Source organism: Martinezella hainanensis (genome assembly GCF_900094555.1).
GTDB lineage: Bacteria > Pseudomonadota > Alphaproteobacteria > Rhizobiales > Rhizobiaceae > Rhizobium > Rhizobium hainanense.
On sequence record NZ_FMAC01000008.1, the window covers coordinates 267,523 to 281,412 of the forward strand.

General features: G+C 61.6%; 17 protein-coding genes. 9 read left to right on the forward strand and 8 right to left on the reverse strand.

Going from position 1 to position 13,890, the window contains the following annotated elements; translation table 11 throughout:
- Position 1 precedes the first annotated feature (1 nt).
- The 6 genes from GA0061100_RS24625 (at position 2) to GA0061100_RS24650 (ending at position 4,664) form a co-directional block, all read left to right on the forward strand.
- Positions 2–1,102 carry a thiohydantoin desulfurase gene (locus GA0061100_RS24625; protein ID WP_075855446.1) on the forward strand — a complete coding sequence of 367 codons (1,101 nt, stop codon included), beginning with the start codon at positions 2–4 and terminating at the stop codon, positions 1,100–1,102.
- Between the two features lie 18 nt (positions 1,103–1,120).
- Positions 1,121–1,450: a TfoX/Sxy family protein gene (locus GA0061100_RS24630; RefSeq protein ID WP_075855447.1), complete on the forward strand. Its 330-nt coding sequence runs from the start codon at positions 1,121–1,123 to the stop codon at positions 1,448–1,450.
- A gap of 42 nt (positions 1,451–1,492) precedes the next feature.
- The gene (locus GA0061100_RS24635) at positions 1,493–3,154 is read left to right on the forward strand and encodes a thiourocanate hydratase (RefSeq protein WP_075855448.1); all 1,662 of its coding nucleotides are present in this window, start codon (positions 1,493–1,495) and stop codon (positions 3,152–3,154) included.
- 126 nt (positions 3,155–3,280) lie between these two features.
- Complete coding sequence (locus GA0061100_RS24640; RefSeq protein ID WP_075855449.1) at positions 3,281–3,955, forward strand: spermidine synthase; 675 nt, start codon at positions 3,281–3,283, stop codon at positions 3,953–3,955.
- A 65-nt stretch (positions 3,956–4,020) separates the two neighbouring features.
- Positions 4,021–4,263, forward strand: a complete 243-nt coding sequence (vapB, locus tag GA0061100_RS24645) for a type II toxin-antitoxin system antitoxin VapB (protein ID WP_075855450.1) — start codon at positions 4,021–4,023, stop codon at positions 4,261–4,263.
- The gene (locus GA0061100_RS24650; RefSeq protein ID WP_075855451.1) at positions 4,260–4,664 is read left to right on the forward strand and encodes a type II toxin-antitoxin system VapC family toxin; all 405 of its coding nucleotides are present in this window, start codon (positions 4,260–4,262) and stop codon (positions 4,662–4,664) included. The genes vapB and GA0061100_RS24650 overlap by 4 nt, the downstream gene beginning before the upstream one ends.
- A 99-nt stretch (positions 4,665–4,763) precedes the next feature.
- Here GA0061100_RS24650 and GA0061100_RS24655 read toward each other — a convergent pair whose 3' ends face one another.
- The 5 genes from GA0061100_RS24655 to GA0061100_RS24675 all read right to left on the reverse strand — a co-directional run bounded on the left by GA0061100_RS24655 (position 4,764) and on the right by GA0061100_RS24675 (position 7,756).
- On the reverse strand, positions 4,764–5,168 hold the full coding sequence (locus GA0061100_RS24655) for a GFA family protein (protein ID WP_075855452.1): 405 nt from the start codon (positions 5,166–5,168) through the stop codon (positions 4,764–4,766).
- Positions 5,169–5,173: 5 nt separating this feature from the next.
- Positions 5,174–5,656 carry an SRPBCC family protein gene (locus GA0061100_RS24660; protein WP_075855453.1) on the reverse strand — a complete coding sequence of 161 codons (483 nt, stop codon included), beginning with the start codon at positions 5,654–5,656 and terminating at the stop codon, positions 5,174–5,176.
- On the reverse strand, positions 5,640–5,981 hold the full coding sequence (locus GA0061100_RS24665) for an ArsR/SmtB family transcription factor (RefSeq protein ID WP_075855454.1): 342 nt from the start codon (positions 5,979–5,981) through the stop codon (positions 5,640–5,642). Before GA0061100_RS24665 ends, GA0061100_RS24660 begins: the two co-directional genes overlap by 17 nt.
- 90 nt (positions 5,982–6,071) lie before the next feature.
- Positions 6,072–6,458: a VOC family protein gene (locus tag GA0061100_RS24670; protein WP_075855455.1), complete on the reverse strand. Its 387-nt coding sequence runs from the start codon at positions 6,456–6,458 to the stop codon at positions 6,072–6,074.
- 14 nt (positions 6,459–6,472) lie between these two features.
- Positions 6,473–7,756, reverse strand: a complete 1,284-nt coding sequence (locus GA0061100_RS24675; RefSeq protein ID WP_075855456.1) for an MFS transporter — start codon at positions 7,754–7,756, stop codon at positions 6,473–6,475.
- Between the two features lie 97 nt (positions 7,757–7,853).
- Here GA0061100_RS24675 and GA0061100_RS24680 point away from each other — a divergent pair, with 97 nt between their 5' ends.
- Positions 7,854–8,729, forward strand: a complete 876-nt coding sequence (locus tag GA0061100_RS24680) for a LysR family transcriptional regulator (RefSeq protein ID WP_075855457.1) — start codon at positions 7,854–7,856, stop codon at positions 8,727–8,729.
- On the opposite strand, the gene GA0061100_RS24685 is transcribed toward GA0061100_RS24680, so the two are convergent.
- A complete protein-coding gene (locus tag GA0061100_RS24685) occupies positions 8,730–9,635 on the reverse strand; it encodes a LysR family transcriptional regulator (RefSeq protein ID WP_075855458.1) in 906 nt (301 codons plus the stop codon).
- A 119-nt stretch (positions 9,636–9,754) separates the two neighbouring features.
- Between GA0061100_RS24685 and GA0061100_RS24690 the strand changes: the two genes are divergently transcribed.
- Positions 9,755–10,519, forward strand: coding sequence for an SDR family oxidoreductase (locus tag GA0061100_RS24690; RefSeq protein WP_075855459.1), 765 nt, complete (start codon positions 9,755–9,757; stop codon positions 10,517–10,519).
- 152 nt (positions 10,520–10,671) lie between these two features.
- Here the strand turns inward: GA0061100_RS24690 and GA0061100_RS24695 are convergent, their stop codons facing one another.
- Positions 10,672–11,118 (reverse strand): nuclear transport factor 2 family protein, encoded by a 447-nt coding sequence (locus tag GA0061100_RS24695; RefSeq protein ID WP_208621578.1) that lies wholly within the window; start codon positions 11,116–11,118, stop codon positions 10,672–10,674.
- A gap of 214 nt (positions 11,119–11,332) precedes the next feature.
- Between GA0061100_RS24695 and coaBC the strand changes: the two genes are divergently transcribed.
- Positions 11,333–12,544 (forward strand): bifunctional phosphopantothenoylcysteine decarboxylase/phosphopantothenate--cysteine ligase CoaBC, encoded by a 1,212-nt coding sequence (gene coaBC / locus GA0061100_RS24700; protein ID WP_075855461.1) that lies wholly within the window; start codon positions 11,333–11,335, stop codon positions 12,542–12,544.
- Here coaBC and GA0061100_RS24705 read toward each other — a convergent pair.
- Positions 12,531–13,346, reverse strand: coding sequence for a class II glutamine amidotransferase (locus tag GA0061100_RS24705; protein ID WP_075855462.1), 816 nt, complete (start codon positions 13,344–13,346; stop codon positions 12,531–12,533). The genes coaBC and GA0061100_RS24705 overlap by 14 nt on opposite strands.
- Between the last annotated feature and the right edge of the window lie 544 nt (positions 13,347–13,890).

The following is a 13,890-nucleotide window of genomic DNA, read 5'->3' on the forward strand; positions in this document are numbered from 1 at the left end:
AATGGGACGCGTACTCGTTGCCAAGGATGTGGAAGCGGCCGTCAAGGGTGGCTCCGTTTATGCCGCCGGCGGCGGCGGCTGGGCCGATCACGGCCGCATGCTCGGCTATGCGGCCGTCAATGTCGGCAAGCCGGAGCTGGTGTCGATCGACGAATTGAACGACAACGACTGGATCGCGACGGCCGCCGCCATCGGCGCACCGGCCTCCACGACCCCCTGGGAAATGCAGGGCATCGATTACGTGAAGGCCGCCCAGCTGCTGCAGGACGAGCTTGGCGAGAAGCTTTCCGGCCTGATCATCGGCCAGAACGGCAAGTCCTCGACGCTGAACGGCTGGCTGCCATCGGCCATTCTCGGAACCAAGGTGGTGGACGCGGTGGGTGACATCCGCGCCCATCCCACCGGCGACATGGGCTCGATCGGCATGGCGGGTTCGCCCGAGCAGATGATCCAGACCGCCGTGGGCGGCAACCGCGCCGAGAATCGCTATATCGAGCTGGTCGTGAAGGGTGCGACGGCGAAGATTTCGCCGATCCTGCGCGCGGCCTCCGACCAGTCGGGCGGCTTCATCGCCTCCTGCCGCAACCCCTTGCGCGCTTCTTACGTCCGCACGCACGCGGCGCTCGGCGGCATTTCCATGGCGCTTTCGCTCGGCGAAGCGATCATCGAGGCGGAAAAGAAGGGCGGCAGTGCCGTCATCGACGCCATCTGCAAGACCACCGGCGGCCATATCCTGGCTGAAGGCATGATCACCAAGAAGGACGTCGTCTACACGAAGGAAGCCTTCGATATCGGCACAGTCACTGTAGGCTCAGGCGACAAGGCCGTCGTCATGCACGTGATGAACGAGTACATGGCCGTCGAGGATACCGGCGGCAAGCGGCTCGCGACCTTCCCCTCCGTCATCACAACGCTGTCGCCGGAAGGCGAGCCCTTGAGCGTCGGCCAACTGCACGAAGGCATGAAGGTTTTCATCCTGCATGTGCCGATGGATATCATTCCGCTCTCTGCCAGCGTGCTCGACCCCACGGTCTACCCCTCCGTCGAAAAGGCGATGGGCATCGAGATCGCCAAATACGCGCTGGCCGGCAAGAAAGGCTGAAAAACGCAGGAGGCTTGAATGGCCCGTGATGCTGGTCTCGAGGAATTGCTGAGAGAGGAACTCGGGGAACGACCCGGGCTCAGCGGGAAAGCGATGTTCGGCGGCTGGGCCTTTCTGCTCAACGGTCATCTCCTATGCGGCGCCCGTGACGACGGGATGCTGATCCGCCTTGGCAAGGGCAACGATGCCTGGGCGCTGGAGCAGCATGACGTCAAAACCATGTTGATGGGCGGCCGCGAGATGAAGGGGTGGCTGCGCGCCGGGCCGGAAGCCTATGGCAACGACATGCTGCGCAAGCGGCTGCTTCTGGCCGCGCTGGACTTCGTCGAAGGCCTGCCGCCGAAATAGCCGGGCCACCGAAACAACAAAGAAAATAGGGAAGGGAAATCCATGCCGAAAGCCAATCCACGTCACCCGAAATTCCCCATTCCGGGCGGCCCGGAGCTGCGTGCCAAGGGTTGGCGGCAGGAGGCCCTGCTGCGCCTGCTCGAAAACGTGCTCTCGGTCGGCGAAGATCCCGACAACCTTGTCGTCTACGCAGCCCTCGGCAAGGCTGCCCGCAATTGGGCGGCGCATAAGGGCATCGTCAAGGCGCTGACCGAGATGGATGAGAACCAGACCCTGCTCATCCAATCCGGCAAGCCGATCGGCCTCATCCGCACGCATGACAAGGCACCGCTCGTCATCATGGCGAACTGCAACATCGTCGGGCAATGGGCAAAGGCCGAGGTGTTCTACGAACTACAGCGCAAGGGCTTGATCTGCTGGGGCGGCCTGACGGCCGGCGCCTGGCAATATATCGGCAGCCAGGGCGTGATCCAGGGCACCTACGAAATCTTCATGCGCATCGCCGAGCGCCGCTTCGGCGGTGATCTCTTCGGCCGTTTCGTGCTGACCGCCGGGCTCGGCGGCATGGGCGGCGCGCAGCCGCTCGCCGGCCGTATGGCGGGTGCCGCGATCCTCTGCGTCGACATCGACGCGGAGCGCGCGAGGAAGCGCCAGGAAATCGGCTATCTACAGGAAATCGCCCCGGACCTCGATTCCGCTCTGGCGATGATCGATGCTGCCGTCAAGGAAAAGCGGGCGCTTTCCGTCGGCCTCGTCGGCAATGCGGCCGAGATCTATCCCGAGATTGCGCGGCGCGGCATCGTGCCCGATATCGTCACCGACCAGACCTCGGCCCACGATCTCGTCTATGGCTACGTGCCGAAGGGCATGAGCCTCAGCCAAGTCAAGGATCTCCGCGACGACGGTCAGGGCCAGCTGATGGCCGCAAGCCGCGCCTCGATCGTCGAGCACGTGAAGGCCATGCTGGATTTCCAGAAAAAGGGTTCCGAAGTCTTCGACAACGGCAACCTGATCCGCACCCAGGCGAAGGAAGGCGGTGTTGCCAACGCCTTCGATATCCCGATCTTCACCGAAGCCTATCTGCGGCCGCTCTTCTGCCGCGCCATCGGCCCGTTCCGCTGGATGGCGCTTTCCGGCGAGGAGAGCGACATCGCCCGCATCGACGATCTGCTTCTGGAAATGTTCCCGGACAACAAGATCATCACCAACTGGATCAAGCTTGCCCGTGAGCACGTGCCCTTCGAAGGTCTGCCGGCCCGTATTGCCTGGCTCGGCCATGGCGAGCGCACCGCACTTGCCCGCCGTGTCAACGAACTTGTCGCAAGCGGCGAGCTCAAAGGTCCGATCGCGTTTTCACGCGACCACCTCGATGCCGGCGCCATGGCACATCCGAACATCATGACAGAGGGCATGAAGGATGGCTCCGACGCTATCGCCGACTGGCCGCTGATCGACGCCATGATGCTCTGCTCGTCCATGGCTGATCTCGTCGTCGTCCATTCCGGTGGCGGCGGCTATGCCGGCTATATGACGAGCTGCGGCGTCACCGTGGTCGCCGACGGCACGACCGCCGCCGACGAACGGCTCGATCACGCGCTGACCAACGACACAGCGCTCGGCGTGATGCGCTACGCCGATGCCGGCTATGAGGAAGCGCTGGACGAAGTTGCGAAAAAGGATGTGCCCTATATCCGTTTGGGATAAGCGCGTCTGTTCTTACCCATTCTGAAAGACTATGGTCCCGGGCAATTCGTAACGACCTGTTGTACACGCAATTCTGGACGTAAAGCCGCTATAAGCTTTTCCCGGAATTGCTTTGGAGAGTTGCCCGTGATCCCCTGGACTTTGCTCGATACTGCGAAAATCCCTGGCGGCGGCGAGCTGCGCCTGAAGCAGCGCGGCCAGGAATTTTCCATCATGCTCGGCACCAACGAGCTGATGAATAGCCGTCTGAGCGGCTCGGAGCGGGCGCTTGCCACGCTTTCCTGCGAGAAGATCAAGGGCCGGAAGGCCCCGCACATACTGATCGGCGGCCTCGGCATGGGCTTCACCTTGCGCGCGGCCCTCGGCGAACTCGATGCGGACGCGAAGGTCACGGTCGCGGAGCTGGTTCCGGCTGTTGTGACCTGGGCACGCGGGCCGATGGCGACGGTTTTCGACGGCTGCCTTGATGACCCGCGAGTCGCCATTCACGAGGGCGACGTGCGCCCGCTCATCCGCGCCCGCAAGGCGGCCTACGACGCCATTCTGCTCGATGTCGACAACGGCCCGGATGGCATTACGTCAGAGGCCAATGACGGGCTCTACGACTATCAGGGCCTCAAGGCAGCGCGCGATGCGCTGCGGCCCGGTGGAGTGCTCGCGGTCTGGTCTTCAGGACCTGACGAGCGTTTCACGAAACGCCTGCGCGACAGCGGCTTTGCAGCCGAGGTGGTCAATACGCGCGCCAACGGCAAGACAGGCGCGCGTCATGTCATCTGGCTGGCGGTGAAGGCCAGATCGTAACGCCTGGAATTGAAATCGCCGCGCCGTTGCTATATATCAATGTCATATCTCAAAGGAGTTATGGCATGGACACCGCAAAAATCTTCTGGTCCGGCCGCTCGCAGGCCGTACGCTTGCCGAAGGAATTCCGTATCGACGGCGAAGAAGTGCGCATCCGCCGGCAGGGGAAATCAATCATTCTGGAGCCGATCGCGGAAGATTGGGATTGGCTGGAAGCGATCACTGGGCCGGTCGATCAAGACTTCGTGGAAGCGACCGAGGAAGAGCCGGCTGAGCAGCAGCGCCCCGAGTTGGATATTTTCAAGTGAAGTATCTGCTCGACAGCAATGCCGTCATCGCCTTGATGAAGGGACACTCCGGCTTCATGAGTGAACTTCGCAGACACAAGCCACAGGACTTTGCCATTCCGGCCATCGTTGCGCACGAACTGTTCTATGGCGCTTACAAAGGCCAGCGTGTTGCCGAGAACCTTGCGCGTGTGGAAGCTCTTCAGTTCGAGACGCTGGATTTCGACAAGGAAGATGCCCGTGTGGCCGGTGAAATTCGCGCTGCCCTTGCTTTCCTTGGCACACCGATCGGCGCCTATGACGTTCTGATCGCAGGCCAGGCAATCGCCCGCGATCTGATCCTCGTGACGCACAATGTCAGGGAATTTCAGCGCATTCGACAGCTGCGTTTCGAGGACTGGGAGTCCTTGCCGAGCGGCTAGAGCATTTCCGCTTTTCTTCGAATCGCTGAAATGCTCCAGCTTATTATTCCTTTACGCATTCCGGACGGAAAACCGCTACGCACTTTTCCTGGAAATACTCTAGAGATAGCGCGTTTCCTCCGGGGCATGATCGAAGCGATCGTCGCGGCCGTCGAAATATCCCACAGGAAGCGAGGCGAGTTCCTCGTCGGTCGTATCGTCCAGGCAGCTGACGCTGATCGCATAAAACTTGCCGCCGAGTGCAGGGTTTTCACCCCAGTTGAAGGAGCTGATGCCGCAACTCTTGCAGAAGAGGTGATGCAGGATGCGCGGACCGAACTGGTATTCGCCGATGCTGCCCTCGCCCGATGTCAGCCGGAAGTCGGCGGGTGTGGCGACGGCCAGCCAATTGCGCTTCTTCTTGCAGATCGAGCAGTTGCATTTGAAGGTCCCGCCCTGCAGATCGAGATCGGCTTCGTAAGCGACGGCACCGCAATGGCAACTTCCATGATAGGTTTTCTTCATCACTCTCATCCTTCCCTTGAGGTGGCTTCTGCGTAGGCGACGTATTTGTCGAGGGCCTGTTCCCAGCCGCCGGTCTGCAATCTCAGTTCGATATCGTCTGGTAGTTCGACCTTGCGGAAGACGAGGCGCGTCTTCTCGCCAAGCTCTTGAAATTCCACGGTCACCTGCATGGGATGCTCGGCCTTGTCCTCCTGGTTTTCCCAGGCGAAGGTGAAGACGAGGCGCTCGGGCGGGGCGATCTCCAGATAGCGACCGTGGCTCCAATACTCCTTGCCCTCAGGCGTCAGAATGCAATGCCGCCAGGCGCCGCCCTCCCGCAGGTCGACGGAGACCGATGAGGCAGTCGTGGTCTGCGGTCCCCACCAGCGCATCAGATGTTCCGGCTCCGTCCAGAGGCGAAACAAGAGGGCGCGCGGCGCGGCAATATCGCGGGTCAGCACAATCTCGCGCGGTGGGCGCAAGCTGCCGCCCTCAGTTGCTGGGTTCATTCTTTCCTCCCTTTTGCAATAGTGCCGCGTAGGCTTCCAGGCGATCGAGATTGTCGTTCCAGAACTGGCGGTAACTCTCCAGCCAGTCATCCACCTGCCGGAGCGGCTTCGGCTCCAGCCGGCAGGGCCGCCATTGGGCCTCCCTCCCCTTCGAAATCAGGCCGGCCTTTTCCAGCACCTTCAGATGCTTGGAGACAGCGACCAGCGACATGTCGAAAGGTTCGGCCAGTTCGGAAACGGATGCCTCGCCATTCGCCAGCCGCGCCAGGATTGCCCGGCGGGTCGGGTCGGCAAGGGCCGAGAGGGTGATGCTCAAAGTGTCCATGCGACTTTCTAAACCAATCAGTTAATTAACTTATAGGTTTAATATAGGCCGCAAGCGAGTGATGTCAAGAAGCGCCTGCAGCGTGCGATTTCAGAAAACGATGTTGGATACTTCGATCAGATTCTGATCCGGATCTCGGAAATAGACCGAGAGAATAGGACCGGTTGCGCCGGTCCGGCGCACGGGGCCTTCCTCGATCGCTACGCCCTCGGCCTGCAAGTGAGCGATGATGTCATCGAGCGGCGTGGCGCTGATGAAGCAGAGATCGGCGGAGCCCGGCGTCGGCCGCTCGGCCTTCGGCTCGAACTCATGTCCTGCGCGGTGCAGGTTGATCTTCTGACTGCCGAAGGTCAGGGCCTTGCGGCCCTCCCCGAAGGTTTCGACACCCATGCCGAGGATGCGGGCATAGAAATCGCAGCTCTCATCGATGCTCGCGACCGTGAGCACCAGATGATCGAGATGGTCGATGCGGATCATGGCGGCCTCCGGTCTCAACGACGCGCCAGCCTAGCAACGGCAAGAGCGCTGACGAGGCATAGTGCCAGCATGATGAGGATGAAGGCAACCACGGCATTCCAGCCATCGGCAAGCCAGAAGTAGCCGCCGAGCGAACCGGCGATGCTGGAGCCGAGATAATAGGCCAGCAGGTAAAGCGAGGAGGCGTGCCCCTTGAAGCCGTGGGCAAGCCGGCCCACCAACGCACTGGCGACGGAATGCGCCATGAAGAAGCCGATCGTCACCAGAACGATGCCGAGAATGATCAGCGGCAGCGAGCTGGAGAGCGTCACCGCCGCCCCAAGCGCTGCGATCAGCACGCCAATCGGCAGCACGATGAAATGGCCGATGCGATCACCAAGCAGGCCCGCGGCCCAGGATGCGACGATGCCGAAGAGATAGGCGGTGAAGATCAGGCCCAGCTCGGTCTGGCTGAGATTATAAGGCGCGGCGACCAGGCGGAAGCCGGCATAATTATAGACCGTGACAAAGGAGCCCATGACAAGAAAGGCGATGGCAAAGAGAAATGGCAGCGCCGTATTGCCGAAGTGGCCGCCCCAGGCCTTTACGTGAAAGGCGGCATCGAAGCCCTTGCGCGGGGTGAAATTGCGCGACGGCGGCAGCAGATAAAGGAAGCCGACGGCGGCGATCAGGCCGAGAATGCCGACCGTTGCCAGCGCCGGTCGCCAGCTCAGATATTCCGCGATTGTACCCGTCACGACGCGCCCGGCCATGCCGCCAAAGGCGTTGCCGGCGATATAGAGACCCATGGCGCCGCCGAGGCCCCGCGGCTCGATCTCTTCGGCCAGATAAGTCATGGCGACGGCGGGGACGCCGCCCAAAAGGAAGCCCTCAAGCGCACGGACAGCGAGCAGCATGTGCCAGCTCGGAGACACCGCGCAAACGATCGTACAGATGGCAGCGCCGAGCAGCGATATGAACATCAGGCTGCGGCGGCCGAGGCTTTCGGAAACGGCCGCGGCGCCGAAGATCGCAAAGGCGAGAAAGCCGGTCGAAAGCGACAGCGACAGCGAGCTTGCGGCGGGCGTGACACCGAAATCCTGAGAGAAGATCGGCATCAGCGGCTGCACGCAATAGAGCAGCGAGAAGGTGGCAAAGCCAGAGAGAAACAGCGCGATGGTCGCGCGGCGGAAGGCGGGCGTGCCGCGCGTCAGGAATTGGCGAGACTCGGCCGGCGGCTCGCTCCTGACGAGTGTCAATTCGGGACTGGACGGAACTTCGGAAGCAGTGATTGCCTGCTGTCTAGCGGCGCGAAACATGGGGGCACCCAACCTTTCTTGCCCCGGAATCTAGTCAGGTCCGCTTCATTAGTCCAATATATGGAACAGGCGATCTCAATAGCTTTTGGAGATAGCGATGGAGCTACGTCATATCCGCTATTTTCTGGCGCTTGCGGAAGTGGGGAATTTCACCCGCGCCGCGGCCAATCTCGGCATCGGCCAGCCGCCGCTCAGCCAACAGATCCGGGACCTGGAAAACGAGGTGGGCGCGCAACTGTTCCACCGCGTCCCGCATGGCGCGGAGCTGACGGCTGCCGGCGAGGCTTTTCTGGCCGAAGCGCGAACGGCAATCGACGCGGCGGAAAAGGCAAAGCTTGCCGCCCAGCGCGCCAATCGCGGCGAGATCGGACGCCTCTCCCTCGGCTTCACCGCATCCTCCGCCTTCAACACCATCGTCACATCAACCATCCGCGAGTTTCGGGGTCACTGGCCGGAGGTGCGGCTATCGCTGACCGAGATGAACACCAATGCGCTGATGGAGCGGCTGATGCGCGGCGAGATCGACGCGGCCTTCATTCGCCCAGGCCTCGAAGATCCCAGAGATGTGCGGCTGAAGCGCTTTGCCGACGAGCCGATGCTGATTGCGCTGCCGGCCCATCATCCGCTAGCAAGTCAGGAGCGCGTGCCGATCGCAGCGCTCGCGGGCGAGCCCTTCATTCTCTTCCCGCGCATGGTGGGGCTCAGCCTCTATGACGATATTGTCGCGGCCTGCCGCGAGGCAGGCTTCGACCTCGTGGTGACGCAGGAAGCGCCGCAGATCCCCTCCGTCGTCAATCTCGTCGCCGCCAATCTCGGTGTTTCCATCGTTCCTGCTTCGATTGCGCAGATCAAGCTCGACGGCGTCGCATATCGTCAGATCGATGGGCCGCCGGTCGTGGCGCGTCTCGGCCTTGCCAGTCTTAAGGCGCAGAAATCGCCCGTCATCGCCAATCTTATGAGCCTGATTGCTTAGTTACGCGCCCCGCTCCCAATAGGGCGGATCACCAAAAGCCTTCTTCAGATGATCGGCCATCGCGCGGAGCTTGGCCGAGGGATTTCGCCCCTCCGGATGGGCCATGAAAATGAATTCCGGCTCGGGCCGATAGCCGACATCGATTTCGACAAGCCGCCCTTGCTTGACCGAGGGGTCAGCGATGAAGGCCGGCAGCAACGCAATGCCGAGCCCGGCGATCGCTGCATCGTGAAGGACATCGCCGTTGTTGACGCCGAGTGCCAGCTTCGCACGAATGACGACAGCGCCATCCGGCCCCTCGAAACGCCAGTCGGCGACGCCGCGGTTGGTATAAAAAATACCGCGATGATCTTCGAGATCGGAGAGCGATGCGGGTTTGCCCTGACGGCTGAGATAATCCGGCGATGCCACGAGAAGACGGCGGCTGCGGGCGAGCTTCCATGCGACAAGGCGCGAGTCGGCAATCAGGCCGTGGCGAATGATCGCGTCATAGCCATCCGAGGCGGCATCGACCCGGCGGTCGTCGAGATCGAGCGTCAGTTCGATCTGCGGATGCTCGGCAAGAAACGGATAGAGGGCCGGCCCCAGATGCAGGCGCCCGAAGGTGACGGGCGCGGCAATGCGCAGCGGCCCCATCAATGTGCCGCGCCGTTCGGCGAGATCGGCGGCGGCCTCGCGAACCTCCTGCGCGATGCGGGTCGCGCGCTGCAGAAAGGCGGTGCCATCCTCCGTCAGGGTCAGCTTACGCGTGGTACGGTGAAGCAGGGTTGCCCCCAGCGCCTTCTCCATATCCGACAGGCGCTCGCTGACGACGGATTTCGACAGGCGCAGGCGCCGTGCCGCCTCGCTGATCGAACCGGCCTCTGCTACGGTCACGAATGTTACGATCCCCTCGATTTTCAACATCGTTCGGCGATTCCGAATTCGAACTCCATTATTTACAGACTAATCCGAACGATCGGAAAAGGCCATCTTCCGTGTATCGGACAAACCGAAAGACACATCCTCACACAGGAGATGGAACAATGAACCGCTTGAATGGAAAAGTCGCAATCGTCACCGGTGCCAGCTCCGGCATCGGCCGCACCACGGCAAAGCTCTTCGCTGCCGAAGGCGCAAAAGTTGTCGTCGGCGCTCGCCGCGCCGCAGAGCTGGAAAGCCTTGCCGCCGAGATCAAGGCTGTCGGCGGTGAAGCCGCCGTACTGGCCGGCGATGTGCGCTCGGAAGACTACCACAAGGCGCTGGTCGCCCTTGCGGTCGAGCGCTATGGCAAGCTCGATATTGCCTTCAACAATGCCGGTACGCTCGGCGAGGCCGGTCCGAGCACCGAGGTTTCCGAGGCAGGCTTTGCCGATGCGCTGGCAATCAACCTCACCGCGTCGTTTCTCGCCGCCAAGCACCAGATTGGTGAAATGGTCAAGCATGGCGGTGGTTCCGTGATCTTCACGTCGACCTTCGTCGGCCATACGGTCAGCTTCCCCGGCGTTGCCGCCTATGCCGCCAGCAAGTCCGGCCTGATCGGGCTAACCCAGACGCTCGCCGCCGAATTTGGCCCGCAGAATGTGCGCGTCAATGCCATCCTGCCGGGCGCGGTCGATACCGATATGTACCGTGAAATGAACGATACGGCCGACAAGCAGGCCTTCATAACCAATCTGCATGCGCTGAAGCGCGTTGCCGGCCCTGAAGAGATTGCACGCTCGGTCCTCTACCTCGCCTCCGATGACGCAAGCTTCGTCAGCGGTACGGCTTCGCTTGTCGACGGCGGCCTCTCGATTACGCGGACCTGACCGCGCGTTTTGCCGACGCAATTATCGCGCCGGCAACGTCGGAATACGGACATGATCCAGCAAGCAGGAAATGGGTGCGGGATAATGTCGTCGGAATGCTTTGAATGGATGAGAAAGGGCCGCAGATCTTACTTCCCCTTCGGCCCTTCCACTCAGAACATCGTATTGTTGTTCTTCGACGTCTCGGGGATCGGCTGGACAGAATCCCAATGCTCCTGAATCTTGTTGTCTTCGACGCGGAATATATCGACGATGGCGCTGCCGCGATCGCCCGGCTGGCGAATGGCGTGGACGCGCAGGATCACATAATCGCCGTCGACCATCACACGCTTGATCTCGCTCTTCGACTGCGGATAGTTCTTCTTCAGGTATTCGAGGAAGCCGCGCAGTCCTTCGGGACCATCGGCGGCCATCGGATTGTGCTGGATGTACTTGCCGAGATATTTGGAGGCCGCGTCGAAATCCTTGTCGTTCAGCGCCTTCTGATAGAAATCCAGAACGATCTCCTTGTTCTTCTGCTCTTGCGGCGAATAGGCACGCTCGGCAAAGGCCGGCATGGCAGCGGCCAGGATTGGCAGGGCGATCATCGCGACTTTCATCAGTTTCAAGGCGTTGCTCCTTTGGTCGTTAACGTGTTCACCTTTGTCGAGACCAAGGGTACGCGCAAATGACAAGGGCGTGAGGGCGATGTGATCGTCTGCCGGAAATGGCAAGAAAGGACAGCTCACAACCGCAATGAGAGAATGCCGCGATTGCCTATGACACGCCAAAGGCTTAGGCTTGCGAGCAAAAGAACAGGCGACGGGTTCAGGCATGGTTCTCGCAGGAAAGCGCATCCTTCTCATCATCTCCGGCGGGATCGCGGCCTATAAGAGCCTCGATCTCATCCGCCGGCTGCGCGAACGCGGCGCGAGTGTGCGGCCCGTCATGACATCGGGCGCGCAGGAGTTCATCACGCCGCTTGCCGTGGGAGCTCTCGCTGCCGACCATGTCTTTACCGATCTGTTTTCGCGCCAGGATGAGCAGGATGTCGGCCATATCAGGCTGGCGCGCGACTGCGATCTCGTGCTGATCGCGCCGGCGACGGCCAACCTGCTCGCCAAGATGGCCAACGGGCTGGCAGACGATCTTGCCTCGACCATATTGCTTGCCACCGACCGGCCCGTTCTTGCCGCCCCCGCCATGAACCCGAAGATGTGGGCGCATCCGGCGACGAAGCGCAATGTCGAGACGCTGCGTGGCGACGGTATCGCCTTCGTCGGTCCGATGACGGGCGAGATGGCCGAAAGCGGCGAGAGCGGCGCAGGCCGGATGGCCGAACCGCTCGATATCGTCGCAGCCGTCGAACGTCGGCTGGATGACGGTGCCAAGCCGCTTGCCGGCAAGAAGGTGATCGTCACCTCGGGGCCGACGCATGAGCCGATCGACCCTGTGCGCTATATCGCCAACCGTTCGTCTGGACGGCAGGGCCATGCGATTGCGGCAGCGCTTGCCGCCCTTGGCGCCGATGTTACCCTCGTCTCCGGCCCGGTCACCATACCCGATCCGGTTGGCCTCAAGGTCGTGCATGTCGAGCGGGCGGACGAGATGCGCGACGCAGTACTTGCGGCCCTTCCCGCCGATATCGCCGTGATGGTGGCGGCGGTCGCGGACTGGCGCGTCGCCTCGGCATCCGACCAGAAGATCAAGAAGCATCCGGGCGAGTCGATCCCGACGCTGGCCCTGACGGAAAACCCCGACATTCTGAAGACGGTCGGCCACCACACGCAGCGGCCGAAACTCGTCGTCGGCTTTGCCGCCGAGACGCAGGATGTCGAGAGCAATGCCCGCACGAAGCTGGAGCGCAAGGGTGCCGACTTCATCGTCGCCAACGACGTCTCACCCGCGACCGGCATCATGGGCGGCACACACAACCGCGTGAAGATCATCAGCCACCATGGCGTCGAACAGTGGCCCGATCTCGATAAGGATGAGGTGGCCGTACGGCTCGCGGCACTGATCGCAGCTCAGTTTACGCAGGAATAGCGGCTATCGGCTGGCGCTCTGCGGCTGCTCGCTCTTCCGGCTGGAAGGGCGTGACGTGGACGCCGGCATCATCGATCATGACGGCGCTGCCATCGGGGATCTCGCGCCAGGCGTCGACATCGTCGTTCAAGGGCTCGGAAACCAGACAATTGCCTGTGCCGACGGGCGAGGCATAGAGCGTCGGCGCCTTGCGGTCGGTCGCATAGCGGATGGCATAGAGCGACTTGCCGTCGGAGAATGCTGCCGTGAAGCGCACCAGCACCGAGCCAGTCAGATGCAGCGACAGCCCCTCGACAAAGCCGATGGCTTTTGCCATCGCGGCGATCGGATTGGTGGTCATGCCGAACTGTATCGCAAGCAGGAAGAGCAGTTCGGAATCGGTGGTGCCGCTGCGGGCATGGAACAACCGGTCGTCGAGCATGGCTTCCATCGGCCGGCGCAGGCGGTCGAAATTGGAAATCTGGCCATTGTGCTGGAACGACCAGTTCTCGAAGACGAAGGGATGGCAATTGTCGCGCCGCGTGCCGCCGCCGGTGGCGGCGCGGACGTGGGCGAGGAAGAGCGGCGAACGGATCTGCCGCGCCAGGCTCTTCAGATTGCAATCGGACCAGGCCGGCAGGATATCGCGATAGCGGCCGGGCTCCGGCCGATCGCCATACCAGGCGATGCCGAAACCATCACCGTTGGTCGCCGTCTTGGCGCGGGTGGCGCAATGGGATTGTTCGATCAGGGAATGGGCAGGCGAAGACACCAGCTCCTCCAGATAGAGGGGGTCTCCACGATAGGCTGCCCAGCGACACATGCGTCTTCTCTCCGATTCCCGCTGTCTTCCTGTCCCGCGGGAGAATGGCAAATCTTGGACGATTGTTTATGCAGAATGGGTAATAAAGTCTTAATTTTCCATGCCGCGATCTGCAACATGACAGATATTTGACGCTTCGTCCGATCACATTTCGCATCGCAACATTTTCTTCGTGAAGCCCGATGCCACAGGGCTTTGACCGGAGATTTGGCAGCGGAAGAGATTTCGATGCGACAAGAAGTGTGAAGCGCCAATGGATCGCCCCCCTTGCATCGGCCCGAATTTGAGCTACCTTTGGCTTGTCTGAAACGTAACGAAAGGAAGGTGATCCAATGTCTAGTGGGATTTCGGTCTTGGTATCTGGCATGGAAATGGTTGTGAACGTTGCGAGGCAGCCCTCGCTCTGACCAACACCTTCCCGAAGCGTTCGCCGCTTCAGGCCAGTTACGGGCCAAAGCTCATGGGGGGTCGCTTAAGGCGGCCCCTTTTGCATTCATGGGTGCCGTTATCCAGGCGATTGCCGCCGACCTCGGCAAGCAATTTC

Coding starts and splice junctions, on each gene's coding strand:
- GA0061100_RS24660 (WP_075855453.1), bottom strand. CDS start 5,656: ATGAACCCAGCAACTGAGGGCGGCAGCTTGCGCCCACCGCGCGAGATT.
- GA0061100_RS24630 (WP_075855447.1), top strand. CDS start 1,121: ATGGCCCGTGATGCTGGTCTCGAGGAATTGCTGAGAGAGGAACTCGGG.
- GA0061100_RS24670 (WP_075855455.1), bottom strand. CDS start 6,458: ATGATCCGCATCGACCATCTCGATCATCTGGTGCTCACGGTCGCGAGC.
- GA0061100_RS24695 (WP_208621578.1), bottom strand. CDS start 11,118: ATGAAAGTCGCGATGATCGCCCTGCCAATCCTGGCCGCTGCCATGCCG.
- GA0061100_RS24675 (WP_075855456.1), bottom strand. CDS start 7,756: ATGTTTCGCGCCGCTAGACAGCAGGCAATCACTGCTTCCGAAGTTCCG.
- coaBC (WP_075855461.1), top strand. CDS start 11,333: ATGGTTCTCGCAGGAAAGCGCATCCTTCTCATCATCTCCGGCGGGATC.
- GA0061100_RS24625 (WP_075855446.1), top strand. CDS start 2: ATGGGACGCGTACTCGTTGCCAAGGATGTGGAAGCGGCCGTCAAGGGT.
- GA0061100_RS24665 (WP_075855454.1), bottom strand. CDS start 5,981: ATGGACACTTTGAGCATCACCCTCTCGGCCCTTGCCGACCCGACCCGC.
- GA0061100_RS24655 (WP_075855452.1), bottom strand. CDS start 5,168: ATGAAGAAAACCTATCATGGAAGTTGCCATTGCGGTGCCGTCGCTTAC.
- GA0061100_RS24635 (WP_075855448.1), top strand. CDS start 1,493: ATGCCGAAAGCCAATCCACGTCACCCGAAATTCCCCATTCCGGGCGGC.
- GA0061100_RS24705 (WP_075855462.1), bottom strand. CDS start 13,346: ATGTGTCGCTGGGCAGCCTATCGTGGAGACCCCCTCTATCTGGAGGAG.
- GA0061100_RS24685 (WP_075855458.1), bottom strand. CDS start 9,635: ATGTTGAAAATCGAGGGGATCGTAACATTCGTGACCGTAGCAGAGGCC.
- GA0061100_RS24680 (WP_075855457.1), top strand. CDS start 7,854: ATGGAGCTACGTCATATCCGCTATTTTCTGGCGCTTGCGGAAGTGGGG.
- vapB (WP_075855450.1), top strand. CDS start 4,021: ATGGACACCGCAAAAATCTTCTGGTCCGGCCGCTCGCAGGCCGTACGC.
- GA0061100_RS24690 (WP_075855459.1), top strand. CDS start 9,755: ATGAACCGCTTGAATGGAAAAGTCGCAATCGTCACCGGTGCCAGCTCC.